Source organism: Mycobacterium sp. (assembly GCF_049647605.1).
Classification (GTDB): domain Bacteria; phylum Actinomycetota; class Actinomycetes; order Mycobacteriales; family Mycobacteriaceae; genus Mycobacterium.
Map to the genome: position 1 here is coordinate 1 of NZ_JBARXZ010000152.1, position 25,644 is coordinate 25,644.

At 66.2% G+C, this 25,644-nt stretch carries 27 protein-coding genes; 7 read left to right on the plus strand and 20 right to left on the minus strand.

Going from position 1 to position 25,644, the window contains the following annotated elements; translation table 11 throughout:
* The 4 genes from WBB07_RS19140 to rimP form a co-directional block, all read right to left on the minus strand.
* Nucleotides 1-266: translation initiation factor IF-2 N-terminal domain-containing protein (locus WBB07_RS19140; protein ID WP_526309971.1), on the minus strand; the 266-nt coding region annotated here is incomplete at its 3' end.
* A 68-nt stretch (nucleotides 267-334) separates the two neighbouring features.
* Nucleotides 335-754 carry a DUF448 domain-containing protein gene (locus WBB07_RS19145; RefSeq protein WP_526309972.1) on the minus strand — a complete coding sequence of 140 codons (420 nt, stop codon included), beginning with the start codon at nucleotides 752-754 and terminating at the stop codon, nucleotides 335-337.
* Between the two features lie 69 nt (nucleotides 755-823).
* Nucleotides 824-1,879: a transcription termination factor NusA gene (nusA, locus tag WBB07_RS19150; RefSeq protein WP_526309973.1), complete on the minus strand. Its 1,056-nt coding sequence runs from the start codon at nucleotides 1,877-1,879 to the stop codon at nucleotides 824-826.
* Nucleotides 1,876-2,433: a ribosome maturation factor RimP gene (gene rimP, locus WBB07_RS19155; protein WP_526309974.1), complete on the minus strand. Its 558-nt coding sequence runs from the start codon at nucleotides 2,431-2,433 to the stop codon at nucleotides 1,876-1,878. The genes nusA and rimP overlap by 4 nt, the downstream gene beginning before the upstream one ends.
* Nucleotides 2,434-2,666: 233 nt before the next feature.
* Between rimP and WBB07_RS19160 the strand changes: the two genes are divergently transcribed.
* Nucleotides 2,667-3,158, plus strand: coding sequence for a hypothetical protein (locus WBB07_RS19160; protein WP_526309975.1), 492 nt, complete (start codon nucleotides 2,667-2,669; stop codon nucleotides 3,156-3,158).
* The gene (locus WBB07_RS19165; protein ID WP_526309976.1) at nucleotides 3,155-3,655 is read left to right on the plus strand and encodes a ferritin-like domain-containing protein; all 501 of its coding nucleotides are present in this window, start codon (nucleotides 3,155-3,157) and stop codon (nucleotides 3,653-3,655) included. Before WBB07_RS19160 ends, WBB07_RS19165 begins: the two co-directional genes overlap by 4 nt.
* A 25-nt stretch (nucleotides 3,656-3,680) precedes the next feature.
* Here the strand turns inward: WBB07_RS19165 and WBB07_RS19170 are convergent, their stop codons facing one another.
* From WBB07_RS19170 to mqo, 6 genes are all read right to left on the minus strand, one after another.
* The gene (locus WBB07_RS19170) at nucleotides 3,681-5,441 is read right to left on the minus strand and encodes a proline--tRNA ligase (protein ID WP_526309977.1); all 1,761 of its coding nucleotides are present in this window, start codon (nucleotides 5,439-5,441) and stop codon (nucleotides 3,681-3,683) included.
* Nucleotides 5,442-5,508: 67 nt separating this feature from the next.
* Nucleotides 5,509-6,939, minus strand: coding sequence for a DUF1254 domain-containing protein (locus WBB07_RS19175; protein ID WP_526309978.1), 1,431 nt, complete (start codon nucleotides 6,937-6,939; stop codon nucleotides 5,509-5,511).
* A gap of 410 nt (nucleotides 6,940-7,349) precedes the next feature.
* Nucleotides 7,350-8,924, minus strand: coding sequence for an MFS transporter (locus tag WBB07_RS19180; protein ID WP_526309979.1), 1,575 nt, complete (start codon nucleotides 8,922-8,924; stop codon nucleotides 7,350-7,352).
* A 48-nt stretch (nucleotides 8,925-8,972) separates the two neighbouring features.
* Nucleotides 8,973-10,220 (minus strand): uroporphyrinogen-III C-methyltransferase, encoded by a 1,248-nt coding sequence (cobA, locus tag WBB07_RS19185; protein WP_526309980.1) that lies wholly within the window; start codon nucleotides 10,218-10,220, stop codon nucleotides 8,973-8,975.
* A gap of 46 nt (nucleotides 10,221-10,266) precedes the next feature.
* Nucleotides 10,267-10,734, minus strand: coding sequence for a GNAT family N-acetyltransferase (locus WBB07_RS19190; protein ID WP_526309981.1), 468 nt, complete (start codon nucleotides 10,732-10,734; stop codon nucleotides 10,267-10,269).
* Nucleotides 10,731-12,254: a malate dehydrogenase (quinone) gene (mqo, locus tag WBB07_RS19195; protein WP_526310048.1), complete on the minus strand. Its 1,524-nt coding sequence runs from the start codon at nucleotides 12,252-12,254 to the stop codon at nucleotides 10,731-10,733. Before mqo ends, WBB07_RS19190 begins: the two co-directional genes overlap by 4 nt.
* Nucleotides 12,255-12,483: 229 nt before the next feature.
* Between mqo and WBB07_RS19200 the strand changes: the two genes are divergently transcribed.
* Genes WBB07_RS19200 through WBB07_RS19215 form a run of 4 tightly spaced genes read left to right on the plus strand, consistent with a single transcriptional unit; the run spans nucleotide 12,484 to nucleotide 15,585 of the window.
* Nucleotides 12,484-13,509 (plus strand): alpha/beta hydrolase, encoded by a 1,026-nt coding sequence (locus WBB07_RS19200; protein ID WP_526309982.1) that lies wholly within the window; start codon nucleotides 12,484-12,486, stop codon nucleotides 13,507-13,509.
* A 4-nt stretch (nucleotides 13,510-13,513) separates the two neighbouring features.
* Nucleotides 13,514-14,929 (plus strand): mycothione reductase, encoded by a 1,416-nt coding sequence (gene mtr, locus WBB07_RS19205; protein WP_526309983.1) that lies wholly within the window; start codon nucleotides 13,514-13,516, stop codon nucleotides 14,927-14,929.
* Nucleotides 14,930-14,977: 48 nt separating this feature from the next.
* Nucleotides 14,978-15,361, plus strand: a complete 384-nt coding sequence (locus WBB07_RS19210; RefSeq protein WP_526309984.1) for an ArsR/SmtB family transcription factor — start codon at nucleotides 14,978-14,980, stop codon at nucleotides 15,359-15,361.
* A 23-nt stretch (nucleotides 15,362-15,384) separates the two neighbouring features.
* Nucleotides 15,385-15,585: a zinc transporter Slc39a7 gene (locus tag WBB07_RS19215; protein ID WP_526309985.1), complete on the plus strand. Its 201-nt coding sequence runs from the start codon at nucleotides 15,385-15,387 to the stop codon at nucleotides 15,583-15,585.
* Here WBB07_RS19215 and WBB07_RS19220 read toward each other — a convergent pair whose 3' ends face one another.
* From WBB07_RS19220 to WBB07_RS19265, 10 genes are all read right to left on the minus strand, one after another.
* A complete protein-coding gene (locus WBB07_RS19220) occupies nucleotides 15,586-16,338 on the minus strand; it encodes an energy-coupling factor ABC transporter ATP-binding protein (protein WP_526309986.1) in 753 nt (250 codons plus the stop codon).
* Entirely contained in the window at nucleotides 16,323-17,099 is a 777-nt protein-coding gene (gene cbiQ, locus WBB07_RS19225; RefSeq protein WP_526309987.1) for a cobalt ECF transporter T component CbiQ, read from the minus strand. The genes WBB07_RS19220 and cbiQ overlap by 16 nt, the downstream gene beginning before the upstream one ends.
* A 5-nt stretch (nucleotides 17,100-17,104) precedes the next feature.
* The gene (locus WBB07_RS19230; RefSeq protein WP_526309988.1) at nucleotides 17,105-17,479 is read right to left on the minus strand and encodes a PDGLE domain-containing protein; all 375 of its coding nucleotides are present in this window, start codon (nucleotides 17,477-17,479) and stop codon (nucleotides 17,105-17,107) included.
* Nucleotides 17,476-18,180, minus strand: coding sequence for an energy-coupling factor ABC transporter permease (locus tag WBB07_RS19235; protein ID WP_526309989.1), 705 nt, complete (start codon nucleotides 18,178-18,180; stop codon nucleotides 17,476-17,478). The genes WBB07_RS19230 and WBB07_RS19235 overlap by 4 nt, the downstream gene beginning before the upstream one ends.
* Before the next feature lie 80 nt (nucleotides 18,181-18,260).
* A complete protein-coding gene (locus WBB07_RS19240; protein ID WP_526309990.1) occupies nucleotides 18,261-18,590 on the minus strand; it encodes an ArsR/SmtB family transcription factor in 330 nt (109 codons plus the stop codon).
* A gap of 9 nt (nucleotides 18,591-18,599) precedes the next feature.
* Nucleotides 18,600-19,331 (minus strand): FadR/GntR family transcriptional regulator, encoded by a 732-nt coding sequence (locus WBB07_RS19245; protein WP_526310049.1) that lies wholly within the window; start codon nucleotides 19,329-19,331, stop codon nucleotides 18,600-18,602.
* A 5-nt stretch (nucleotides 19,332-19,336) separates the two neighbouring features.
* Nucleotides 19,337-20,122: a 3-oxoacyl-ACP reductase gene (locus tag WBB07_RS19250; protein WP_526309991.1), complete on the minus strand. Its 786-nt coding sequence runs from the start codon at nucleotides 20,120-20,122 to the stop codon at nucleotides 19,337-19,339.
* 2 nt (nucleotides 20,123-20,124) lie between these two features.
* Nucleotides 20,125-21,492, minus strand: coding sequence for an aldehyde dehydrogenase family protein (locus WBB07_RS19255; protein ID WP_526309992.1), 1,368 nt, complete (start codon nucleotides 21,490-21,492; stop codon nucleotides 20,125-20,127).
* Nucleotides 21,489-22,301 carry a gamma-glutamyl-gamma-aminobutyrate hydrolase family protein gene (locus WBB07_RS19260; protein ID WP_526309993.1) on the minus strand — a complete coding sequence of 271 codons (813 nt, stop codon included), beginning with the start codon at nucleotides 22,299-22,301 and terminating at the stop codon, nucleotides 21,489-21,491. The genes WBB07_RS19255 and WBB07_RS19260 overlap by 4 nt, the downstream gene beginning before the upstream one ends.
* Entirely contained in the window at nucleotides 22,225-23,598 is a 1,374-nt protein-coding gene (locus tag WBB07_RS19265; protein WP_526309994.1) for a glutamine synthetase family protein, read from the minus strand. The genes WBB07_RS19260 and WBB07_RS19265 overlap by 77 nt, the downstream gene beginning before the upstream one ends.
* Before the next feature lie 314 nt (nucleotides 23,599-23,912).
* Here WBB07_RS19265 and WBB07_RS19270 point away from each other — a divergent pair, with 314 nt between their 5' ends.
* Entirely contained in the window at nucleotides 23,913-25,481 is a 1,569-nt protein-coding gene (locus tag WBB07_RS19270; protein WP_526309995.1) for an amino acid permease, read from the plus strand.
* The last annotated feature ends 163 nt before the right edge of the window (nucleotides 25,482-25,644 follow it).

The following is a 25,644-nucleotide window of genomic DNA, read 5'->3' on the forward strand; positions in this document are numbered from 1 at the left end:
GTACCGCCGGGGGTGGCACCGGAGCCACCGGCCGGGCCGGGCCGGCCGTTGACCGGGGACGGCTTGGGCGACGAGCCCCGGTCCGACGACTTGTCGGACGACTTGCCGCCGCCGAAAGATTCACGAAGGCGTCGCGCGACGGGTGCTTCCACCGTCGACGACGCCGATTTGACGAACTCGCCCTGTTCGCTCAATCGGGCGAGAACCTGCTTACTGGTGACACCGAGTTCCTTAGCCAACTCGTGCACACGGGCCTTACCTGCCACTACATCTCCTGTCTGGAGGCGACAGCGGTGGTGTGGCGCCGCGCCTCGGGTTTAGCTATGACGCATGGTCATCGGGACTTCACGGTGTGCTCATGTTCTTCGCTGCCTGTTCTCTGTTGCCGCAGTTCATCGAGAACCTCAGCGCCGGGAAGGGCGCTGACGTACTCGATCACCGCGGAGGTGTCCGGTAGACCGGCGATCCGCAACGCTCGAGCGAATGCTCGCCGCCGAATCGCTGCGTGTACACACTGCGGGTCAGGATGCATCCATGCACCCCGCCCCGGAAGGTTACCGGCAGTGTCAACCATCACGGCCGGCACATCAGTGTCTGAACCGAGGGTGCCTGTACCAATTCTGTTCGACGCCGCCACTACTCGAAGCAGTACGACGGCCAGCTCTCGCTTCCGGCAGCCGACACACGTGCGCACCGGTCCTTCTGTACTTCGGTGCTTCCGTGTGTCGGTTCCGGAAGTCTCGCGCTGGATCACGGCTCAGTCTACCGTCACCTGCCGTTTGCTCTAAATCAGGCGGGTGCCGGCCCGGTATCACCCGAATCCTCAGTGACCCTCGGGCACCTCGGGCGACCGCCGATCGCCGTGATGGCCGGCGGCAGGGGCGGCGGGGTCAGGTGCCGCATCACTGCGGATATCGATTCGCCAACCGGTCAGCCGCGCCGCCAATCGCGCGTTCTGACCTTCTTTACCGATCGCCAGCGACAGCTGGAAGTCGGGAACCACCACACGGGCGGCGCGGGCGGCGGCGTCCATGACGGTCACCGAGACCACCTTGGACGGGGACAGGGCGTTGGCGACGAACCGGGCCGGGTCCTCGTCGAAATCGATGATGTCGATCTTCTCGCCCGACAGCTCGCTCATCACGTTGCGCACCCGCTGACCCATCGGCCCGATGCACGCACCTTTGGCGTTGAGCCCGGGCAACCGGGATGCCACGGCGATCTTCGACCGGTGGCCGGCCTCCCGTGCCACCGCAACGATCTCGACGGACCCGTCGGCGATCTCGGGCACTTCGAGGGAGAACAGCTTGCGGACCAGGTTCGGATGGGTGCGGGAGAGCCGGATCTGCGGCTCCCGTAGCCCGCGGGTGACTCCGAGGACAAAGCAGCGCAACCGGTCGCCGTGCTCGTAGCGTTCACCGGGCACCTGCTCGGAGGCGGGGATGACACCCTCGGAGTACTTGGTCTCACTGCCCATTCGCAGCACGACCTCACCCCGCGCGTTGGCACGGGCGTCGCGCTGGATGATGCCGGCGACGATATCGCCTTCGCGTGCCGCGAACTCACCGTAGATCTTCTCGTTCTCGGCGTCCCGGAACCGCTGCAGCATCACCTGTCGGGCGGTGGTCGCCGCGACCCGCCCGAAGCCCTCGGGAGTGTCGTCCCATTCGCTGATGACCTGGCCCTCGTCATCGTGCTCACGGGCCATCACCTTGACTTCGCCGCTCTTGCGGTCGATCTCGATCCAGGCGTCGGCGGAATGCCCCTCGGTGTGCCGGTAGGCAGTCAGCAGCGCTGACTTGATGGTGTCGAGGAGCTCCCCTTCGGGAATCCCCCGATCCACTTCGATGGCGTGTAGCGCAGCCATATCGATGTTCATGCTCCGGCCTCCGTTCCCGCTTGACCAACCAGATCCAGCTCTCGCTGATTGGGCGGTGAAAAATCAACTTGCACAACAGCTTTGACAATTTCGGCGAGTGGCAGTTCACGCACTGACCACGTGCCGGATCCCTTGGTCTTCCCAGGCACCACCAGACGCAACAACCCGATCCCGTTCTCGGTGAGCACCCCGGCGATCCGGCCCGTGAGCTGCTCCCCCGCGGCCAGCGTCAACTCCACCTTGCGGCCATGGGCGCGCCGGTAGTGCTTCTCCTGCGTCAGCGGACGCTCCACCCCGGGCGAGCTGACCTCGAGCAGGTAGGCGTCCAAGGTGTCGGCCAGTGTGTCCAACCGTTCGGAGGCCACCCGGGACAGCTCGGCGACGGTATCCAGATCAAGTGGGATGTCCCCGTCCACGGTCACGACGATCCGAGCCGGTTTCCTCGCGGCGTCAACCCGGACATCGTCGATCTCATATCCAGCCTGCGCGAACTCGCCACCAAGCAGCTCGATCACCTCGTGCGGTGCGGGCAGTCCTCTGGACCGCTCAGTCACGGCGAGCTCCTCATCTTGAGTTGTCCGGTCATGTCGTTCGACGCCTGTTCTGCGGTAGTCCCGCGGAACCAGCCCTCCACGATACGCCAGGAGAACGGCGCGGCGCCCCAATCGAGGTGCCGGCCGGAGCTGACCTGTCGAGATGGCAGGATGAGGCGGTGCTCGGCGTCGTTCACCCTGACAACAGCTCCAGCCGTCGCCGGAACGGATCGATCCCCCGCAGGGACGTTCTGGTGGGTGCCGGTCGCGGCGCCCTGGCGCTGGCACTGCTCGCCCTGGTCACCTCCGCCTGCGGCAGCGAACCGCCCCCGGACGTCGACGAATTACGCGCCCAGCTGGCGCTGGCCACCGACGACAGTGAGCTGGCCCGGACCGTTGCGCAGACCGCCCCGCGAGAGTTGGTGCCCACGCTGACCCAGATCGCCGGCGAGCGCAGCCGACATGCCCAGGCGCTGGCCGATGAGATCTCCCGCACTCTGGGCTCCCTGGTCCCCGCGACCCCGACGCCGACAACCTCCAGCACCGAGACCACCTCCTCCCCCACACCGCCGGTGACCCCGCCGTCGGTGGCCGACCTGTCCGACGCCCTGCGGACCGCCGCCACCCGCGCGGCCGACTACGCCGTCCGGGAATCCGGCTACCGCGCCGGCCTGCTGGGCTCGATCGCAGCGTCCTGCACCACCGCCTACACCGTGGCGCTACCACCGCGGAGGGCCGCACAGTGACCTCGCCAGAGCAGACTTCACCAGAACCGTCCTCGTCGGACCCCACCACACCGCAACGCCCCTCGGACCCGGCCGCCGCCGCTCTCTACGACGCGCTGGCCACCGAGCACGCGGCGATCTACGGCTACGGGATCGTCTCGGCGCACTCCACACCGGAGGACAACTGGCTGATCGCCCAGGCGATCGCCCGGCACCGGGCGCAGCGGGAGTCGCTGATCCCGATGTTGGACGCGCTGTCCGTGAAGCCACCACTGGCTGCCCCCGGTTACCAACTCCCGTCGGTGGTCAACGACCCGACAGAGGCAGCCCAACTGGCCTTGCAGATGGAAAACGACTCCGCCGTCGCGTGGCGCGCCGTGCTGGAGCAGTCCGCCGACGAAGCCGACCGGGCCTTCGCGGTCGACGCATTGACCCAGAGCGCGATCCTGATGGCCCGGTGGCAGAACATCCTGGGGGTCTTCCCGGCCACGGTGGCCTTCCCCGGCGGACCCGAGTAGCGCGCCGTCTCGCGACGCGGGCGAGCTACCGCCCGGAGACCGCCTCCGCGATTTCCGTCGCGGCCGAGTCGACCGGGACCTCACGGGTCTCACCGGTGAACCGGTTACGCAGCTCCACCACACCGTTGGCCCAACCACGGCCGACAACAACCACCCACGGCATGCCGAGCAGCTCGGCGTCCTTGAACTTCACCCCGGGCGATGCCTGCCGGTCGTCGAAGAGGACCTCCAGCCCGATCCGGTCGAGCGCCGCCGCCAGTTCGGTGGCCCCGGTCCGGGCGTCGGCATCCTTGTTGGCAATCACCAGGTGCAGGTCGAATGGCGCGATGGCGGCCGGCCAGCGCAGGCCCAGGGCGTCATGCTGTTGCTCGGCGATCACCGCCACCAGTCGGGAGACGCCGATGCCATAGGAGCCCATGGTCAGCCGCACCGGCTTGCCGTCCTCACCCAGCACGTCGGCGGTGAAGGCATCGGTGTACTTGCGGCCGAGTTGGAAGATGTGCCCGATCTCGATGCCCCGCGCCGAGACCAGCAGCCCCGCACCGTCCGGCGACGCATCACCGTCACGAACCTCGGCGGCCTCGATGGTGGCCTCGGCGGTGAAGTCGCGACCGGCGACCAATCCGACAACGTGCCTGTGGGGCGCGTCGGCGCCGGTGATCCACGCGCTGCCGTCCACGATCCGCGGATCGACAACAAAGCGAACACCGTTTTCCAGCAGCGCTTTTGGACCTACATAACCCTTGACCAGGAACGGGTGCTTGGCAAAGTCGGCGTCGTCGAGCAGGACATACTCGGCCGGCTCGAGCGCAGCCCCGAGGCGTTTGTCGTCGACCTCACGGTCACCGGGCACACCGACGGCCAGCAGTTCCCATTCGCCACCGGGTTGACGGGTCTTGAGCAGAACAACTTTCAAGGTGTCGGCGGCGGTGACCGTGCGGCCGGCGAACTGCGGCAGCTCGGCGCCGTTGGCCCAGTCCACCAGGGTGGCGATGGTCGGGGCATCAGGAGTGTCGTAGACAACTGCCTCGGCTTGTCCGTCGATCGGCAGCGACTCCGGGACGCGGGTGATGACGGCCTCGACATTGGCGGCGTAGCCGGACTCCAGGCAGCGGACGAAGGTGTCCTCGCCGACCTCACTCTCGGCCAGGAACTCCTCGGATGCGCTGCCTCCCATGGCGCCGGACACTGCCGAGACGATCACATACTGCACGTCGAGGCGGGCGAAGATCTTCTGATAGGCCTCACGGTGAGCGTTGTAGGCGTTCTTCAGTCCGTCATCGTCGACGTCGAACGAGTACGAGTCCTTCATCAGGAACTCACGCCCGCGCAGGATCCCGGCGCGCGGCCGGGCCTCATCGCGGTACTTGTTCTGGATCTGGAACAGGATGACCGGGAAGTCCTTGTAGGAGCTGTACTCCCCCTTGACCGTCAACGTGAACAGCTCTTCGTGCGTGGGGCCGAGCAGATAGTCGTTCTTGCGGCGGTCTTTGACCCGAAACAGATTGTCGCCGTACTCGGTCCAGCGGTTGGTGGCCTCATAGGGTGCGCGCGGCAGCAAGCCCGGGAACAGGATTTCCTGGCCGCCGATCTGTGTCATCTCCTCGCGGACCACCCGCTCGATATTGCGCAACACCCGCAATCCCAGTGGCAGCCAGCTGTACAGGCCCGGGCCGACGGGCCGGACGTAGCCCGCCCGGATCAGCAGCTTGTGGCTCGGGACCTCGGCGTCGGCAGGGTCGTCACGGAGGGTTCGCAGGAACAGCTCGGACATGCGGGTGATCACAGCGGGCCAGCCTAGCCGCTGGGCCGGCAAGCTCGGGGAACGACTCCGCCCACCAACGCCGATCCCGTCAGGGCTGTTTGTCGATCGGCGGTGGCTGCCACAGCTTTTGCAGGATCGCTTCCTTCGGTCCGTAGGTGCGCAACACCACCCAGAATGGTCCAGCCGGCGCGGGGAGCCAGTTGCCGGACTGCTCGCCACCGGGATCGTGAGCGGACAGATAGATGGTGGTGGAGCCGTCGGGGTTCTGCCGGAGTTCCGGGGTGTCACTGCCGAGGGAATACCTGTTGATCGGGTTGGACACCAGCCGTCGTTGCGGGATGTCGTACATGGTCAGCGACCAGAAGTACTTCACCGGGGGCTGCCCACCGGGCGGGAAGGTGAGTGTGTAACCGGCTTTGCTGCCGTCGAGAGCCTGCCCATCGCTGTCGGTGGGCAGGCTGTAGTAGACCGCTTGTTCGGCCACATTGCCGAACAGACCCAGATACGCCCCCAGCGCCCGGTCCACATAGTTGTTGCCCATTGTCGCCGGGTGGCCGAAGAGGATCGCCGAGTTCAGGTCTCCGGCTTCGCTGAGACGCTTCAACTCCGCTTGCCCGTCGGCGACTCCGGTCTGCAACGCCTCCTGGACCTCGCGGGAGGACCCTGCGCTGTTGAACGGGGCGTCGCGGGTGATGCCCAACTCGGCCAGTACGTCGAGCATCGCCGAGTCCGCCGAATTGTTGGTGGTGTGGGGCAGCAGCAGCGCCACGTAATCCCAGAATTTGGTGGTGGTTTCGGCGCCTTCGATCCACTCCGGCCACTCGATCGCCGGAGCCGGGTCCGGGGCCGCGGTGCCCAGGAAGCTGCTGAGCGACTCCAGGCGGTAGTTGTCCTGGATCGCCCGGACCTGAGCCATTCCGTCATCGGTGCTGAGCTTCTGGGTTCGAGTCATGGTGCCGAGAAAACTGCTCTCCCCCTTGATGACCCGAGAAACCCCTGGTGGCGGGGCAGCCGTGTCGTCAGGGGCGGCCAACATCACCGAGACACCGTCGTTGCCGTCCTCGAGCCCGCCGGGGCTGCCCAGGACAAATCCCCAGAGATCGTCCCATTGGCTGGCGTGGTAGCGGCCGGCCTCGATCGGCGGCACCGTCAGGACCCAGGGTTGTGAGCGCAGATCCACCCAGGCAAACGAGTACGGCGTGTCATTGTTGGGCGTGACGATGTCGGTGTCCTGCGGTGTCGACTCCCCCATGTGCAACCACCGACCGAACTCGCGGTCCCCCGCGATGGCCTGTCGGTACATCGCGCGGTAGTTCAGCACCAATGGGAAGGCGAAGAGGTAGGCGTCCTTGGCCTTCTCCCGCAAAGTGTCGATCGGTGAGCTGGCAGCATCCGGCAAAACCCGCACGTCGTCGGCGGCCTCCGAGTTGCGGACACCGCCGCACCCCGACACGGCCAGCAGACCGAGCGTCGCCACCAGAGTGACCAGAACTCGCACCGGATGCACAGGTCGCCGCATGATCGATTGCCCACTTACCATCGTGTTTGCCAGCAACATGCCCATGCAGTACAGAACGCCGCGCCGGATAACGATCTGCGGGACCTGTTGTCACCTGTAATCGATTGGAACAGTACATCATTAGCCAGCCCGGCTGGCGCCAACCCGGATTCCGCAACAGCAGCTCACCCGTTTCGGGTGAGGGGCCGAACTGAATTAGCTCAGCCGATGTGGGCCGGTGCGATCACCGACGGCACGGCGGAGTTATCCACAGGAGTTGTGCACAGGTGTGTAGAAATTACATCCATGTATTTCCCCGCCGCGCGGCACCCGTGCGCCTCGGCAGGGTGCACAGTTCACAGCGTACCGGCACACTTACCCCGAGGAATGTGGATTCAAACCAACCCGCGGATCCCGGCGCTGAGCTGGGCTCAGAGCTCGCCGGCGTCGATCGCGTCCTTGACTTCCTGCGCATGGGCCACCTGCTTGGCGGTGTACCCGATGAACAACGCGGCCGCACCCACCAGCACCGCGACGGCCGCCACCCACAACAACCCGTAGGTGTAGCCGGCGTCGAGCGCTCCGAGCTGCGCTTCGTTCATGTTCTTGACCGGGCCGGTGGTACCGCCCAGATACAGGGTGCGTGACGTGATCACAGCCTGGATGATCGCCAGTACCACCGGACCACCGAGGTTCTGCAACATCAGTGCGATCGCGGACACCGGCCCGATGCGGTCGAAGCCCACCCCGGCAATCGCCGAGACCGTCAGCGGCACCACGATCATGCCGATACCAAATCCTCCGACGGTGATCGGGAGAACCAGGTTCGGGAAGTACGGGATGTCACCGTGCAAGGTCGAGCCGTAGATCATGGCAGCCAGCACCATGACACCACCGCCGATCACCAGGATGCGCGGCGGGAACTTCGACACCAGGTGGGACGACAAGCCCAGACCGATACCGAGCGCGATCACGAACGGGATGAAGCCGATACCGGCCCGCAGCGCGCTGTAACCCATGATGTCCTGCACGTACAGACCGATCAGGACGGTCAAGGTGAACATGACACCGCCGGCCAGGAAGATCGCGGCGAAGGTCGCCACCCGGTTCCGGTCCCGGAACAGGTCGAACGGCACCACCGGGTTCTCCGCGGAACGTTCGACGACCACAAAGCCCAGGAACGCCACCACCGCAATGACTCCGGAAGCGATCGTCAGCGGCGCCGACCAACCGTTCTCGGGGCCTTGGGTGAAGCCGAACACCGCGGCGGTGCAGCCCAACGTCGCCAGCAGCGCGCCACCGGCATCGAGCTTCATCCGCTCTTTGTTCGTCTCCCGCAGCGCACGATGTGCCAGATAGATCATCAGGATTCCGATCGGGACGTTCACCAGGAACGCCAGCCGCCACGACACTTCTGTCAGGGCGCCGCCCACCACCAGGCCCATCACCGAACCGACACCGGTCATCGCGGCGAAGACGGCGGTGGCCGCGTTTCGGGCCGGCCCCTTCGGGAAGGTGGTGGCCACCAGCGCCAGACCGGTCGGCGAGGCGATGGCCGCACCCACACCCTGCAGCAGCCGGGCGACCACCAGAGTGCCTTCACTCCAGGCGATGCCACACAGGATCGAGGCGATGGTGAACAGGGCAACACCGACGATGAAGGTCCGCTTGCGGCCGATGGTGTCGCCGAGACGCCCACCCAGCAGCATCAGGCCGCCGAAGGTCAACACATACGCCGTGATCACCCAGCTGCGGCCGGCGTCGGACAAGCCCAGCTCATCCTGAATCTGCGGCAGCGCGACGATGGCGATGGTGCTGTCCATGGTGGCCAACAACTGCATGCCACCGATGGCGACAACTGCGGCGAAGAACCTCCGCGACGGCAGCCAGCTCGGGTACCTGCCGGCCGGCGGGCCCGATGCGTCCACCCGTGCCGGCAGCGCGCGGTCCGAACCGGCAGCGCGCGCTTCCGCGTGCGCCCGCTCGGCGTCGTTGAGAGCCGTCATGCCGAGCTACTCTACAGTAATATTAAGAGTTGTTTAAGCTCGGAACGGTCACAGAGCACCGCCCAGCGCCGCCCCGGCGGGGCTTCCCGCCGAGACCCCGACGACAGATCCGATCACGATGATCGCCGGCGGTCGGATCCCTTCCGCGCGAATCACGTCTGCGACATCGGCCAACGTCGCCGTCACCACCCGCTCCGCCGATGTGGTGCCGTGCTGAACCACCAGGACCGGCGTTTCTGCTGGTCGGCCGCCGTCGCGCAGCACCTTGGCAAACAATTCGATACGTTCGACGGCCATCAACAGCACGATGGTGCCCGATAGCGCCGCCAGCGCATCCCAGTTCACCAGCGAGTCGGGATGATCAGGTGCCAGGTGGCCGCTGACCACCACGAACTCGTGGTTGACCGCCCGGTGGGTGACGGGCACTCCGGCCGCCGCGGGCACCGCGATCGCACTGGTCACACCGGGAACCACTGTGACCGGTATCCCAGCGGCGGCGCAGGCCTGCACTTCCTCATAACCACGGGCGAAGACGAATGGGTCGCCACCCTTGAGGCGCACCACGAACTGGCCGGCCCGGGCGCGGTTGACGAGAACGTCGTTGATCGCTTCCTGAGCCATCGCGCGGCCATAGGGGATCTTGGCCGCATCGATCACCTCGACGTGCGGCGGCAGTTCGGCCAGCAGCTGCTGCGGCGCCAACCGGTCGGCAACCACCACATCTGCCTGCGCCAGCAGGCGTCGGCCCCGCACGGTGATCAGCTCGGGATCCCCCGGCCCACCACCGACCAAGGCCACCCGGCCCCGCAGATCGTTTGCCGTCTCCGCCAGCTCACTCCGGGCGGCGATCACACCGCTCTGCAACGCCTCATAGATCGCCGAGCGGATCGCCGCCGAACGGCGATGCTCGCCCCCGGCCAGCACCCCGATCGACAGCCCGGCGTGATCGAACGTCGCCGGAGTCACCGCGGTGCCGTCGCGGGCGATGTCGGCACGGACGCAGAAGATGTGGTGACGATCCGCCTCCGCGACCACTGCCGCATTGACGTCGGGATCGTCGGTGGCCGCGATGGCGTACCAGGCTCCATCGAGGTCACCGTCGCGGTAGTCGCGCAGCTGCAGGCTGATACCGGCCATCGCTTCGACGGCGGGGGTGGCCGATCGGGTGATGACATGGACATCGGCACCGCTGTCGACGAGTAGGCCCAGCCGGCGTTGCGCCACTGTCCCCCCGCCGACAACAACAACCTTCTTGCCGGCCAGGCGCAGCCCGACCAGGTAGGCGTTCTCGGTCACCCGGCGAGCTTAGTCTGGCCCGGCGGACACTTCCCGGGCCGACTCCTCACGCCTGATCCTCGGTACGGCTTCCCGGACGCAGCATCGGGACGTGCGGAATGCCGTCGTCGAGATATTCCTCACCGTCACGGACAAAACCCTGCGAGGCGTACATCTCGACGAGGTAGGTCTGAGCGTCGATCCGGCAACGGTAGTCACCCACCTCGGCGAGCGCGGCCTGCAGCAGTCGCGTGGTGTGGCCCTGCCCGCGTGCGGACTGCTTGGTGCACACCCGACCGATCCGGAAGGACTTCTCCCCGCCGGCGTGCTCCTCCATCAACCGCAGGATGCTGATCACCTCACCGTCATTCTCCAACCAGAAGTGGCGGGTCTCCGGCAGCAGGTCACGTCCATCGAGTTCCGGGTAGGCACAAGCCTGTTCGACGACAAAGACCTCAACACGCAGCTTCAGTAGCTCGTACAGTGTCGCTGCGCTGACGTCTTGGGCCCACTGCCGGCGCAGCGCCACTGTCATACCACTCCCGCGGGTTCTGGATCGTCGCGCTCGGCGCCGGACACCGATTTGTCGGCACCTGCGGCCAGCGCCGCAGCGGCCGCGTCGGCCCCCGATTCGAGTCCCAGGACCTTGGTGCCCCACGCCCACACCTCGGCGAACAGTTCGGGCTCGTGCGACAACTCGGTGCCCAGCGACGGGATCATCTCCCGCAGCCGCGGCTGCCATCCGGCGAAGCGCTCGCCGAAGCAGCGCTCCATCACATCGAGCATCGCGGGCACCGCGGTGGACGCCCCGGGCGAGGCCCCCAGCAGTCCGGCGATACTGCCGTCGGAGGCGGCCAGCACGGTGGTGCCGAACTCGAGGGTGCCGCCCTTGCCCTTGGCCGGCTTGATCACCTGGACCCGCTGTCCAGCCATGGACAGCTCCCAGTCGGAATCCACTGCGCTGGGGGCAAATTCACGCAGCGCATCCACCCGATCGGCCTCTGACAGCCGCAGTTGGCCGACCAGATACTTCACCAGCGACATCTGCGAGAGCCCCACCCCGAGCATGGAGCCCAGGTTGTCGGGCTTGACCGAGAAGGGCAGATCGGTGAAGTGGCCCTGCTTGAGGAACTTCGGCGACCATCCGGCAAACGGCCCGAACAGCAGCCACGGCTTGCCGTTGATGATCCGGGTGTCCAGGTGCGGCGCCGACATCGGCGGCGCGCCCAGCGGCGGGAAGCCGTACACCTTGGCCCGGTGACCGGCGGTGACCACCGGGTTGGCGGTCCGCAGGAACTGGCCGCCGACGGGAAAACCGCCGTATCCCTTGGCTTCCTTGATGCCCGACTTCTGCAGCAGTGGAAGTGCGTCGCCGCCGGCCCCGACAAAGATGAACTTGGTGTTGATGGTGCGGGTGACACCGGTGCGCCGGTTGGTCACCTTGACGTTCCAGGTTCCGTCGGACTGCTGGGACAGGTTGCGCACCTCGTGGCCGAACAGCGCGGTGGTGCCACTGCGCACGCCGTATCCGATGAGCTGCTTGGCCAGCGACCCGAAGTCGATGTCGGTGCCGTCGGTGGTCCAGTTCAGCGCGACCGGCTCGGCGAAGTCACGTTTGGCCGCCATGAACGGAAGCCGGCGGGCAAACTCGTCGGCGTCGTCGATGAACTCCGTGGTGGCGAACAGCGGATTGGAAGCCAGCGCGTCCCGGCGTCTGCGGAGGTAGTCGACCCGCTCGGCCCCTTCGACATAGCTGACGTGCGGCACCGGGTTCAGGAAGTTGCGGACGTCGGTGAGGATTCCGTTCTCGACGGCGTGGGCCCAGAACTGTCGCGACACCTGGAACTGCTCGTTGACGTGGACGGCCTTGGTGATGTCGATCGAGCCGTCCGGCTTCTCCGGGGTGTAGTTGAGCTCACACAATGCCGAGTGACCGGTACCGGCGTTGTTCCAGGGGTCACTGCTCTCGGCGGCAGCCCCGTCGAGACGCTCGATCAGCGTTATCGACCAGTTCGGCTCCACGATTCGCAGCAACGCACCCAGGGTGGCGCTCATGATTCCGGCGCCGACGAGTACAACGTCTGTCTTGGCTACTGAGGCGTCTGACACGATTACGTGGTCCTTCTAGTCGAATCGGTCGTCGTAGCGATGTCCTGAGCATCGGCGACACTGGTACCGCCAGATTATCCCGCCGCCAAATATCTCAACCCGGCGGTTCAGGTGATCTCTGTCGCCCCACACCGCGCGCCGACGTCCGCGGAGCCCACGCGGCTAAGGTGAAACCGTGACCGTATGGGTCCCCGACGTGCTCCCGGGCTATCTTCAGACCACCTTCGAGCTGGGCGCCGACCCCGACGGTGAGGGTGACCTGGCGGCAACGCTGGTCCGTGCCGCAGCGCCCCCGTCGTCACGACATGCGGTCCTGGCGGTGCACGGCTATACCGATTACTTCTTCAACACCGAACTCGCCGACCGGTTCGCCGACCGTGGCTTTGTGTTCTACGCACTCGACCTGCACAAGTGCGGCCGGTCGTGGCGCGAGGGGCAGACCCCGCACTTCACCACCGACCTGTCCCGCTACGACACCGAGCTCGAACGCGCCTTGGCCGTCATCGGCGCCGAAACCGACTCCGCGACGGTGTGTGTCTACGGGCATTCCGCCGGCGGCCTGGTGGTCACGCTGTGGCTGGACCGGCTGCATGAGCGCGGCGAGACCGCTGCCCGTGGCGTGGGTGGACTGGTGCTCAACAGCCCGTTCTTCGATCTGCACGGTCCGGCGATCCTGCGCACCCCGCCGACCGCGGCCGCCCTGATGGGCCTGGCCCGCATCCGGAAACACCAGGTGATCCGCAAACCGACACCCGGCGGGTACGGGACCTCACTGCATCGGGACTTCCACGGCGAATTCGAATACGACCTGACATGGAAACCCGTGGGTGGCTTCCCGGTGACCTTCGGCTGGATCAATGCAATCCGGCGTGGACACGCCCGGCTACATCGGGGGCTCGATGTGGGGGTCCCGAACCTGGTCCTACGCTCCGATCACAGCGTGCCCGAGGCGCGTGGGGCGCTCGACAGCACGGCGATCCAGACCGGAGACGCCGTTCTCGACGTCCGCCAGATCGCCCGCTGGGCCGGCTGCGTGGGCGGCACACACACCACCGTGGCCCCGATTGTCGACGCCAAACACGATGTGTTCCTGTCCCTTTCGGGTCCCCGCGAGAGCGCCTACCGGGAACTCGACCGCTGGCTGGATCACTATCTCGGCGTGTCGCGGGCCACCTCCACCACCCCTTCCGGACAGGATTGACCTCGTGGACCATTTCGACCTGACGATCATCGGCACCGGATCGGGTAACAGCATCCTCGACGAGCGCTACGACAGCAAGAAGGTGGCGCTGTGTGAACAGGGCACCTTCGGCGGCACCTGCCTCAACGTCGGCTGCATCCCGACAAAGATGTTTGTCTACGCCGCGGAAGTGGCTGCCGGCATTCGCGATTCATCCCGATTCGGGATCGACGCCCGGATCGACAAGGTCCGCTGGAGCGATATCGTCTCCCGGGTCTTCGGCCGGATCGACCCGATCGCGCTCGGTGGGGAGAGGTATCGACGCTCCTCCCCCAACGTGACGGTGTTCGACAGCCACACCAGGTTCGGTCCGACCCAACCGGATGGCCGCTATCTGCTGCGCACCGAGGGCGGTGACGAGTTCACCTCCGACCAGGTGGTGATCGCCGCCGGTGCCCGCGCGTCGGTCCCGGAGGCCATCTCCGAATGCGGAGTGCAGTACTACACCAGCGACACCGTGATGCGGATGTCCGAGCTGCCCGAGCACCTGATCATCGTCGGTGGCGGTTTTGTCGCCGCGGAGTTTGCGCACGTGTTCTCCGCTCTCGGCTCGCGGGTGACCGTGGTGATCCGCGGCTCCACCATGTTGACCCATTGCGACGACACCATCTGCGAACGGTTCACCGATATCGCCGCCAAGAAGTGGGAGATCCACAGCCGGCGAAATGTCGTCGGCAGCCGGCCATGTGACTCCGGTGTCGAGTTGGTGCTCGACAACGGCGCGGTCCTCGAGGCCGACGCGGTGCTGGTGGCCACCGGCCGGATACCCAACGGCGACCTGCTGTCGGCCGACCTGGCAGGTGTGGAGGTCGACGACAACGGCCTGGTCAAGGTCGACGAGTACCAGCGCACCACCGCGCGCGGCATCTTTTCCCTCGGCGACGTCAGCTCCCCCTTCCAGCTCAAACATGTGGCCAACCACGAGGCGCGGGTGGTGCGACACAATCTGCTCACCGACTGGGACGACACCGACGCCATGGCGGCCTCCGATCACCGGTTCGTACCCTCGGCGGTGTTCACCGATCCACAGATCGCGATGGTCGGACTCACCGAAAACGAGGCTCGCGCAGCTGGTTACACCGTTTCGACCAAAGTGCAGGACTTCGGCGACGTCGCTTATGGCTGGGCGATGGAAGACACCACGGGTATCGCAAAGATCATCGTCGAAGCCGACACCGGCAAGATCCTCGGCGCGCACATCATGGGCCACCAGGCGTCCTCGCTGATCCAGCCGTTGATCCAGGCGATGAGTTTTGGCCTCAACGGCCAAGACCTGGCCCGTGGCCAGTACTGGATCCATCCCGCGCTGCCCGAGGTGATCGAGAACGCGCTGCTGTCCCTGTGCGGCGAGCCGCCCTGGCCGCCGCCCAAACGGCACTGAATCCGCGGACCTCTTTCCCGCCGTCGGACTCCACGCTACTATTTGCGTATGAATGCAGATAATGGAGCTGCGGTCGAGCGATTGCCCGACGACCAGGCCGGCCTGGTCGTCGAGGTCTTCCGAATGCTCGCCGATTCCACCCGCATTCAGATCCTGTGGGCACTGACCCGAGGCGAGCGCTCCGTCAACGACCTCGCCGAACACGTCGGCAAGCCCGCACCGTCGGTATCCCAACACCTGGCCAAGCTGCGGATGGCACGGCTGGTCCGCACCCGCAGGGAAGGCACCCAGGTGATCTACCGCGTCGAAAACGATCACGTGCGCCAGCTCGTGGTCGACGCGGTGTTCAACGCCGAGCATGCCGGACCCGGTGTGCCCGGACACCACCGCCGCGATACCGACGTGCATCCCTTCCCGGGCCACAGCGCCTGAACCAGCAGAAAGGCAGCACCCCGATGTCGCAGCAACACACCCATTCCGAAGCACATGTGCACACCCATGACCACGACGACGTCACCCACAGCCACGCCCACACCGAGCATGACCACAGCCATGTCGAGCACGAGCACAGCCATAGCCACGGCACCGAGGAGCACTCCCACCGGCATGTGCACCAACAGGGGCTGGTCGAGGAGCACACCCACTCGCACACCTGATCAGTGGGCGGGGAGCTGGAACCCCCAGGGCAGCTCGAGCTGATGCCGTTGCAGCAGAGCCGAATCCGACAAGATCGAGTTCACCTCGCCGTCGGCAACCACCCGGCCGTCATCGATGACGACGGCTCGGTCACACAGCTGTGCGGCATACGGCAGATCGTGGGTGACCAGCAGCATCGTCGCGCCGACGGTCTGCAGTGTCTCGGCGAGCCGGCGGCGGGCAACGGGATCCAGATTGGCCGACGGCTCGTCGAGCACCAGCACATCCGGTTCGCAGGCCAGCACCGCGGCCAGCGCCGCACGACGACGCTGACCGCCGGACAGGTGGGCGGGGTTGCGCTGCGCCAGCTCGGCCATCCCGACCGTTGCCAGCGCCCGCTCCACCCGCTGCGCGAGCTCCGCACCGCGCACCCCGAAGTTCGCCGGACCGAAGGCGACATCCTGGGCCAGTGTCGGCATGAACAGTTGATCGTCGGGATCTTGGAACACCAGCCCGACCCGACGCCGGATATCATGTAATGTCTTGCGTGCCAGCATGATCCCGGATATCTCCACGGTGCCCGATGCGGCGGTGAGGACCCCGTTGAGATGCAGCATCAGCGTGGTCTTGCCCGCCCCGTTGGGGCCGAGCAGCGCCACCCGCTCACCGGCCGCGACCGATAGGTCCACACCGGCCAGCGCGGTGTGGCCGTCGGGATAGGTGTAGGTCACGCCGGTGACCCGGACCGCCGGCACACTCACCGCAGCAGCCATCCGCCGGCCGCCACCACTACTGCCGCAACGGCGGGCATCAATGCCAGCACCCATTGAGCCGGGGTTGGCCGGGGCACCGCGGCCACCCCGGCCAATTCCGGCATCCGGCCGTCGAAACCCCGGGACAGCATCGCCAGGTACACCCGCTCACCGCGGGAATACGACCGCAGGAACAACGCACCCACACCGGCGGCGATGGCACCGGCCTGATGCAGGGCGCGCGGCGAGTCACCGCGGGACAGTCGGGCCATCCGCATCCTGGCGATTTCTGCGGCAAGCAGGTCGATGTAGCGGATCATCAGCATCAGGATCGAACTCATCATGGCCGGCACCCCGAGCCGGCTCAACGCCACCGGCAATTCCCGCGCCGAGGTGGTCGCGGCCACCGTCAACGACGCGGCCACGCCCAGAGTGCCTTTGACAACAATCCCCCAGGCCGCCCAGAGACCGGCCACCGACAGTTGCAGGCCGGCGAACGTGATTCGATCGCCGCCTTCGGCAAACGGCAGCAGCACCGCCAACACCACAAACGGCGCCTCGATGAGCATCCGCGGCAGGATCCAGCGCAGTGGGATCCTGCCGATTCGCCACACCGTGCAGAGCAGCAACGCATAAACCGCGTAGGGCCAGAACGTCTCCCGCGGTGTGGCCACCACGGCCAGCACGAACAACACCAGTCCGGCCACTTTGGTCTCGGCGGGCAACCGGTGCAGCGGTGTATCGGCGTGCAGATACAGCGGGTGCGCGTGTCCGACCCCCATTTCTGTCAGTTCTCGGGGGTGCGGGAGCGGGCGATGAGCCAGAAGATGCCGCCGGCGATCGCCAGAGTCACGACAGCACCGATGATGCCGGCGATGCCACCGGTGTTGGCGCCGCCGGCGACGGCATAGTCCGCCAGCGGCGAACCCGCCATGGTGTGGTCGGTCGCGTGTTGTGCGATGCAAGAGCCGACGAGTTCCTCACCACCGTCGGTCTCGACCACGTCGCATCCCCGCAGAGTTGCCGAGTCCAGGCCATCGGGGCTGCCGCTGGCCAGGTAGGACACCGCGCCGGCGATCAGCAGTGTGACGATGGCAAAACCGAGCCAGAACAACCGGTTCCGCTTGACCGGGTCGGCGCCGGTGCGCGACTCCACCGTCATGCCGGCACCTCCTGGCGGTTGCGGCTGGTCCGTAGCAGGTACACCAGATCGGGACGTGCCCGGACCACTGTCATCACCGTGAGCGCGGTGATGACACCCTCCCCGATGCCGATGAGCAGATGGGTGCCGAACATGTAGCCGGCGACCGTGGGCAGCGAGGCCGCCGCGGGACCGCCGATGGCGTACTCGAGCACAAAACCCATTGCGGCACAGACTGTTCCGACCGTCGCCGCGGTGAATGCGATGGCCCCCAGCACCGGAACCGAACCCTCGTGGCGGCGCCGAAGCATCTTGTACAGCAGCGCGGCCGTGCCGTATCCGGCAGCAACACCGATCACCGCCATGTTGACGATGTTGGTGCCCAGCGCGGTGACCCCGCCGTCGGCGAACAGCAGTGACTGCACCACCAGCACGATCGCGATACACAGGGCACCGGTGAACGGGCCCACCAAGATGGCCGCCAACGCGCCACCGAGCAGGTGTCCGCTCACCCCGGGCAGGATCGGGAAGTTCACCATCTGCACCGCAAACACGAAAGCCGCCACCAGACCCGCCAGCGGTACCGTCCGCTCGTCGAGTTCGGCGCGGGCACGCCAGACGCACACCGCCAATGCCAGCACTGCGACCACACCGAAGGCCACCGAAACCGGGGCGTTGACGATGCCATCACTCATGTGCATGGCCTGATTGACGATTGTCATCGACCGAGGCTAAGCCCGCCCAGATCGCCTGTCTACCTGTTCAGATAAACGATCGAAGAAATCCCCCGCCCGGGGGATCTTCAGCCGTGCGCGGCACCGATCCAATGCAACAACTCGTGCACGGTGTGGTCCTGCAATTCGTAGGCGACCTGGCGGCCCACCCGGGTCGAGGTGACCCAGCCTTGCTGACGTAGCACCCGCAGAGCCTGCGACACCGCGTTCTCCGACCGCCCGAGCGCCGCAGCCAGATCCCCGACGCAGATGCCGGGCGCCCGGTGCAGCGCCAGCAGGATCTCCAGCCGGTTGGGGTCCGACAGCAGGTCGAAGCGCATCGTCCAGCCCGAGATGTCCACATCGGCAAGCGCCGACGACGCACGGTTCACCGATGTGTCATCACCCCGGGCTGCCATACCCCGAATCTAGTCCAGGAAGCCGTGCAGCAGGGCCGCTGACCCCGCGACATGCGCCCGCATCGCCGTCGCCGCCCGATCGCTGTCACCGGCCAGGATGGCGATCACGATGGCCTCGTGCTGTTCGTCGGAGTGCGCGATGTTGCGCTCCAGCAGTGGTATCTGATCGAGCAGCGCATTGAGCCGCATCCTGTTCTCGGCCACCAGCGGCACCAACGACGGAGTTCCCGCCGCCGCGGCGATCGCCAGATGCAGCCGCGAATCGAGGCGCCGGTAGTCCTCGAGCTTTGCACCGCGGACATCACCGAGCCGCGACCACAGCTCCTCACGTTCGGCCGCGGACAACGTCCGGCTCGCCGCCATCCGGGCCGCGCCGGCCTCCAGGATCTCCCGCAGGCGCAAGGCGTCGTCGATCTCGGCATGCCCCGCCCGTTCGCCGCCGCCGCTGTGCGCGGGGAGTTCGTCAGCCAGGAACGTCCCCCCGTACCGGCCCCGCCGAGACACCAGATAGCCGGCCTCGGCCAGCGACTTGATCGCCTCCCGAACGGTGTCGCGGCTGACTCCCAGGCGTGCCGCCAACTCACGTTCGGGGGGCAACGACTCCCCCGGCGCCAGCACACCCAGGCGGATCATTTGCAGCAGCCGACCAACGGTGTCCTCGAACGCGTTTCCCAGCCGAACCGGCCGCAGCAGGGCTGCGCCGGCCTCGGCGACCTGGGGGATGTCCGGATCGGCCGACACGGTCACTACAGCGGGGTCACGTACGCGGAGCTGATGCCACCGTCGACCAGGAACGTCGAACCGGTGATGAACGACGCGTCATCGGAGGCCAGGAAGGCAACGGCGGCCGCGAGTTCCTCGGGCTCGGCGAACCTGCCGACCGGGATGTGCACCAATCGCCGGGCGGCGCGCTCGGGGTCCTTGGCGAACAGTTCCTGCAGCAGCGGAGTGTTCACCGGCCCCGGGCACAGTGCGTTGACTCGGATGCCCTGCCGGGCGAACTGCACACCGAGCTCCCGCGACATCGCCAGCACGCCACCCTTGGAGGCGGTGTAGGAAATCTGCGAGGTCGCCGAACCCATCACCGCGACAAAGGACGCGGTGTTGATGATGGAGCCTTTTTGCTGCGGAACCATATGGCGCAGCGCGGCTTTGCAGCACAGATACACCGATTTGAGGTTGATGTCCTGCACCCGCTCCCACGCGTCGAGCTCGGTGTTCTCGATCAGGTCGTCCTCGGGCGGGCTGATCCCGGCGTTGTTGAAGGCGATGTCCACCGAACCGAACTTCTCGGCAGCGGTATCGAAGAGCGTGTCCACCGCCACCTTGTCCGCGACGTCCACCGGCACGAACAGACCGTCGAGTTCATCGGCGACGGCTTTGCCGGTGGCCGGGTCGATGTCACCGATCACGATGGTGGCGCCTTCGGCCCGCATCCGCTTGGCGGTGGCCAGACCGATGCCGCTGGCGCCGCCGGTGATGACGGCAACCTTGCCGGCCAGCCGCTGGGTCAGGTCTACCTTTGTTTCCACGGTTAGTTCTCTCCTGCTATCGCGATGAAGACGTTCTTGGTTTCGGTGAAATGCTCTGGCGCATCCGGACCCAACTCGCGACCGAGCCCGGATTGTTTGAAGCCGCCGAACGGCGTGTTGTAGCGCACGGACGAATGTGAGTTGACGCTGAGGTTACCGGCCTCCACGGCACGCGAGACCCGCAGCGCCCGCGACAGATTGTCGGTCCAGATGGATCCGGACAGTCCGTAGTCCGTGTCGTTGGCCAGGGCGATGGCGTCGGCTTCGTCGTCGAACGGCAGCACCGTCACCACGGGACCGAAGATCTCCTCGGTCACGGTCCGGTCGGTGCGCTCCGGGGTCAGCACGGTCGGGGGGAACCAGTAACCGGGGCCTGACGGCGCCGTCCCCCGGAAAGCCACCGGCGCGCCGTCGGGAACGTAGGAGGCCACCGACTGCCAGTGCTTCTTGGACACCAGGGGGCCCATCTCGGTCTCCCTGGCCGCCGGGTCACCGACGACGATGTTTTGCACCGCCGGTTCCAGCAGTTCCATGAACCGGTCGAAGACATTGCGCTGGACCAAGATCCGGCTCCGCGCGCAGCAGTCCTGGCCCGCATTGTCGAAAACCCCCGACGGTGCGGTGGCCGCGGCCCGTTCCAGATCGCAGTCGTCGAACACGATGTTGGCGCTTTTGCCGCCGAGCTCCAGCGTCACCCGTTTGACCTGCTTGGCGGCCCCGGCCATCACCTGGGTGCCCACCTCGGTGGAACCGGTGAAGACGATCTTGTGCACCGCCGGGTTGGTGACGAACCGTTCGCCGATCACCGACCCCTTGCCCGGCAGCACCTGGAACAGGTCCTCTGGCACACCGGCTTCGAGCGCCAACTCGCCCAACCGGATCGTGGTCAGCGGGGTCCACTCGGCGGGCTTGATCAACACCGCGTTGCCTGCCGCCAGCGCCGGAGCAAAACCCCACGACGCTATCGGCATCGGGAAATTCCACGGCGTGATGATTCCCACCACACCGATGGGCTCGTGAAAGGTGATGTTGATACCGCCGGCTACCGGAATCTGCTTGCCGGACAATCTTTCCGGGCTGGCCGCGTAGAACTGCAGCACATCGCGGACAGCTCCGGCCTCCCATTCGGCGGCGCCGATCGGGTGCCCGGAGTTGGCGACCTCGAGTGCAGCCAGCTCATCGACCGCGCCGTCAACGGCTGCCGCGAACGCACGCAACGTGGCGGCTTTCTCGGCGGGCGCGGTGGCAGCCCACTTGCGCTGGGCCACCTGCGCCCGTGCGACGGCGTCGTCGACGGCAGCGACGTCGAGCTGCTCGACCTCGCCCAGCGCCTGCTCGTTGGCAGGATTGATCAACGTCGACTGTGTCATGAAACCCTTTCCGTTGCATACTCTCTGGCTGCATTGACGACTCCGGCGAACAGCCGCAGGTCATCCAGGCGTTCCTCGGGATGCCACTGCACCGCCACCACCCAATCATTGGGATACTGCTGCGGATCGAGCTCGATAGCCTCGATCACCCCGTCGGCACCGTCCTGGGCACTGACAATCAGCCCGCGGCCCAGCTCCGCGATCGCCTGGTGGTGGTAGCACTGCGCGTCGGAGGATTCGCCGATCAGGGCTGCGACCCTGGTTCCGGGTACGGTGCGCACCGTCGAGGTGGTGAACACGGCGTTGCCCGCCTGGTGCCGGGTATGGCCGAGGAGCTCCGGCAGGTGCTGGTGCAGCGAGCCCCCCAGCGCCACGTTGAGCATCTGGGCGCCGCGGCAGATCCCCAGCACCGGCATGTTGCGCGCCAACGCTCCCCGCAGCAGGGCAAATTCCCAGGCGTCGCGGTCCAGCGCCGGCTGGTCGGTCGCCGGATGCGGGTTGTGCCCGTATGCGGCGGGATCCACATCCCGGCCGCCGGTGATGATCAACCCGTCCAGGCCGTCGAGCACCCGACCGGCGATCACCTCGTCGACCGGCTGCGGCGGCAGCAGGGTGGCGACCCCGCCGGCGCGGGTGACACCTTCTAGGTAGATGGCGGGCAGGAAACTGGCCAGCACGTCCCACACCCCCGTCTGCGCTTGCTGGAGGTAGGTGGTCAGGCCGAGAACCGGACTAGAGACGTTCGAAGCCACGCACACGCTCCCAATCAGTGACCGCAGAGTTGAAGGCCGCCAGTTCGACGCGCGCATTGTTCAGGTAGTGCTCCACCACGTCGTCGCCGAAGGCTTCCCGCGCAGTCGTCGAGTTCTCGAACAAGGCCGCGGCCTCGGCCAGCGTCGTCGGAAGGCGTTCCGCACCAGAAGTGTAGGCATTCCCGGCCACCGCATCGTCGAGCTCCAGCCCGGCGTCGATGCCGTGCAGGCCGCCGGCGATCAGAGCGGCCACGGCCAGGTACTGGTTGACGTCGCCTCCCGGCGCGCGGCACTCCATCCTCATCCCGTGCCCGTGCCCGACGACCCGCAGTGCGCAGGTGCGGTTGTCCAGCCCCCAGGCGATGGCTGTCGGCGCAAAACTGCCGTCGACAAACCGCTTGTAGGAGTTGATGTTCGGTGCGTAGAAGAGGGTCAGTTCACGCAGGGTTGCGAGTTGACCCGCGATGAAGCTGCGGAACATCTCCGACATGCCGAGCTCGGCGGAGTGATCGGCGAACACCGCACTGCCGTCGGCGCCCCGCAGGGAGATGTGGATGTGGCAGCTGTTGCCTTCGCGCTCATCATATTTCGCCATGAACGTCAGACTCTTGCCGTGCTGGTCGGCGATCTCTTTGGCGCCGTTCTTGTAGATGGTGTGGTTGTCACAGGTGACCAGCGCTTCGGCGTACCGGAACGCGATCTCCTGCTGACCGAGGTTGCACTCCCCCTTGACACCCTCGCAGTACATGCCCGCGCCCTCCATGCCCAGGCGGATATCGCGTAGCAGCGGCTCCATCCTGGTCGAGGCCAGCATCGCGTAGTCGATGTTGTAATCCGTGGCCGCGGTCAGGCCGCGGTAACCCGCCTTCCACGCCTCGCGGTAACCGTCATCGAAGACCATGAACTCGAGTTCGGTGCCGACAAAGGCCCCCAGGCCACGGTCGGAGAGGCGATCGAGTTGCTTGCGCAGAATGCTGCGGGGCGCCTGTAACACCGGCGTGCCGTCGGTCCAGGACAGATCGGCCATCACCAACGCCGACCCCGGCAGCCAGGGCAGTGGCCGCAGCGTGGTGAAGTCCGGCGTCATCACCATGTCGCCGTAACCGGTCTCCCAGCTGGAGATCGCGTAACCGTCGACGGTGTTGTTGTCGACGTCGACGGCCAGCAGGTAGTTGCAGCATTCGGCGCCGTGCGCAGCGACGTCCTCGACGAACAGCCGTGCCGACACCCGTTTGCCGGTCAAGCGACCCTGCATGTCGGTGAACGCGACGATCACGGTGTCGATGTCACCCGCGGCGATCAGTTCCTCGAGGTGCCGTTGTGTCAGTTTGCCCGTTCTCGATTTGTCAGCCACCCAAGCTCCCTCGTCGATCAGCGATCAAATTCAACCATTGGAGTACAAACACTGCCCAATTCGCCCGAACATTTCATCAAAATAGCCAAGCCAAAGGTCGGACACCAGACCAATAGCGCTCTATTCTGCCACTCAGTGAGATGTCGATCACAGGTCATGGGCGCGCACATCGGCATCCCACCTGTCCGGCTGTGTCGGGAAGGGAGTCGAAGCCGGCTGATGAGTCGAAACCGGCCGATGTAGTGCGACCCCGCCCACGATCGGACGAGGCCGCGATGTTTGTTTCACATTGATTCCGAGTAAGGAGGGCCACCGTGCCCGAGGGTCACGAACACCTCACCGATGACGAGAAACATCTCGCCAAACTGGGCTACGCCCAGGAACTGCAACGCTCGTGGTCGGGGTTCTCGAACTTCGCCATCTCGTTCTCGATCATCTCCATCCTCGCCGGTTGCTTCACGTCATTCGGGCTGGGCTGGAACAACGGCGGTCCGGCAGCCATCGCGTGGGGCTGGCCGATCGTGTCGATCTTCATCCTGATGATCGGCCTCTGCATGTCGGAGCTGGTCTCGGCGTACCCCACTTCCGGCGGCATCTATTGGTGGGCAGCGAAACTGGGCGGTCCGAAGGCGGGCTTCTACACCGGCTGGCTCAACCTCATCGGCCTGATCGCCATCCTGGCCTCGGTGGCCTACGGCAGCGCCACCTTCCTCGACCTGACCCTGAGCACCTTCAGCGCGTCATGGGCCGAAAGCTACAGCCTGACCCGTGTGTTCATCATGTTCGTGGTGATCCTGGCCCTGGTGGCCACCATCAACATCTTCTCGTCGCACCTCCTGGCGGTCATCAACAACATCTCGGTGTGGTGGCACGTGGTGGGCGCCATCGCGGTGGTGGGGATCCTCTGGCTCATCCCGGATCGGCACGCCAGCTTCTCCGAGGTGTTTGCCACCACCGTCAACAACACCGGCATGTTCGACGGTGAAAAAGGGTTCGGCTGGCTGCTGTTCGTGTTGCCGATCGCGGCGATCCTGACGCAGTACACGATCACCGGCTATGACGCGTCGGCACATCTGTCCGAAGAAACCCACAGCGCGGCCGACGCGGCGGCCAAGGGCATCTGGCGGTCCATCTTCTACTCGGCGATCGGCGGCTGGATCCTGCTTCTGACGTTCCTGTTCGCCGTCCAGAACGTCGATGACGTCACCGCCGGGGGCGGCCTCGTTCAGGTGATCTTCGCCCAGGCACTGGACTCGCAGTGGATGGGCGTCGTGCTGCTGATCTCCTCGGCGGGCCAGTTGTTCTGCACCACCGCCTGCCAGACCAGCGCGTCCCGCATGCTGTTCGCGTTCAGCCGCGATCGCGCCGTTCCCGGACACAGATTCTGGTCGAAGATCAACGCCAAGAGGGTGCCCGCCAACGCGGTGCTGGTCACCGCGACGCTGGCCGCCGTGATCACGCTGCCGGCGCTGGTCTCGGTGGACATCAACGGCGCACCGGCACCCATCGCGTTCTACGCGGTGGTCTCCATCGGTGTTGTCGGCCTGTATCTGTGCTTTGCCGTTCCGATCTACCTGCGTTGGCGCATGGGCGATTCGTTCGAGGTCGGCACCTGGAACCTGCGCGGCCATTACAAGTGGCTGGCGCCGGTGGCCCTGATCGAGATCGTGATCACCTCGATCATCGCGATGTTCCCGACGTCCCTCGGTGGGGTGCCGTGGGGTGGCAGCTTCGAGTGGAAGTTCGTGAACTACACGCCGCTGCTGGTCGGCGGGGTGCTCATCCTGCTGTTCGTCTACTGGCACGTGTCGGTGAAGCACTGGTTCACCGGCCCGATCAAACAGGTCGACGCCTCCGGCGAAGAACTCGAAGGAGTGTCCTGACCAGCAGCACCCCTGGATCAACTCTGAAAGGCCCGCCGAGAGGCCGGGCCCCGCGCCCCTCGTGTCGTCGACCGAGGGGCGCGGTCCTGCTGTGACCAGCGTCTCCTACCGAACGTGGCGTCGCGTGTTTGGCCCGTCGGCCAGTGGGTAACCCCCACCTTCG

What these genes read in the sequence shown, in the direction of transcription:
- nusA (WP_526309973.1), bottom strand. Translation starts at nt 1,879, where the DNA reads ATGAACATCGATATGGCTGCGCTACACGCCATCGAAGTGGATCGGGGG.
- WBB07_RS19175 (WP_526309978.1), bottom strand. Translation starts at nt 6,939, where the DNA reads ATGCGGCGACCTGTGCATCCGGTGCGAGTTCTGGTCACTCTGGTGGCG.
- WBB07_RS19180 (WP_526309979.1), bottom strand. Translation starts at nt 8,924, where the DNA reads ATGACGGCTCTCAACGACGCCGAGCGGGCGCACGCGGAAGCGCGCGCT.
- WBB07_RS19190 (WP_526309981.1), bottom strand. Translation starts at nt 10,734, where the DNA reads ATGACAGTGGCGCTGCGCCGGCAGTGGGCCCAAGACGTCAGCGCAGCG.
- mqo (WP_526310048.1), bottom strand. Translation starts at nt 12,254, where the DNA reads ATGAGCGCCACCCTGGGTGCGTTGCTGCGAATCGTGGAGCCGAACTGG.
- WBB07_RS19210 (WP_526309984.1), top strand. Translation starts at nt 14,978, where the DNA reads ATGAATGCAGATAATGGAGCTGCGGTCGAGCGATTGCCCGACGACCAG.
- WBB07_RS19215 (WP_526309985.1), top strand. Translation starts at nt 15,385, where the DNA reads ATGTCGCAGCAACACACCCATTCCGAAGCACATGTGCACACCCATGAC.
- WBB07_RS19220 (WP_526309986.1), bottom strand. Translation starts at nt 16,338, where the DNA reads ATGGCTGCTGCGGTGAGTGTGCCGGCGGTCCGGGTCACCGGCGTGACC.
- cbiQ (WP_526309987.1), bottom strand. Translation starts at nt 17,099, where the DNA reads ATGGGGGTCGGACACGCGCACCCGCTGTATCTGCACGCCGATACACCG.
- WBB07_RS19230 (WP_526309988.1), bottom strand. Translation starts at nt 17,479, where the DNA reads ATGACGGTGGAGTCGCGCACCGGCGCCGACCCGGTCAAGCGGAACCGG.
- WBB07_RS19235 (WP_526309989.1), bottom strand. Translation starts at nt 18,180, where the DNA reads ATGACAATCGTCAATCAGGCCATGCACATGAGTGATGGCATCGTCAAC.
- WBB07_RS19240 (WP_526309990.1), bottom strand. Translation starts at nt 18,590, where the DNA reads ATGGCAGCCCGGGGTGATGACACATCGGTGAACCGTGCGTCGTCGGCG.
- WBB07_RS19255 (WP_526309992.1), bottom strand. Translation starts at nt 21,492, where the DNA reads ATGACACAGTCGACGTTGATCAATCCTGCCAACGAGCAGGCGCTGGGC.
- WBB07_RS19260 (WP_526309993.1), bottom strand. Translation starts at nt 22,301, where the DNA reads ATGCGCGCGTCGAACTGGCGGCCTTCAACTCTGCGGTCACTGATTGGG.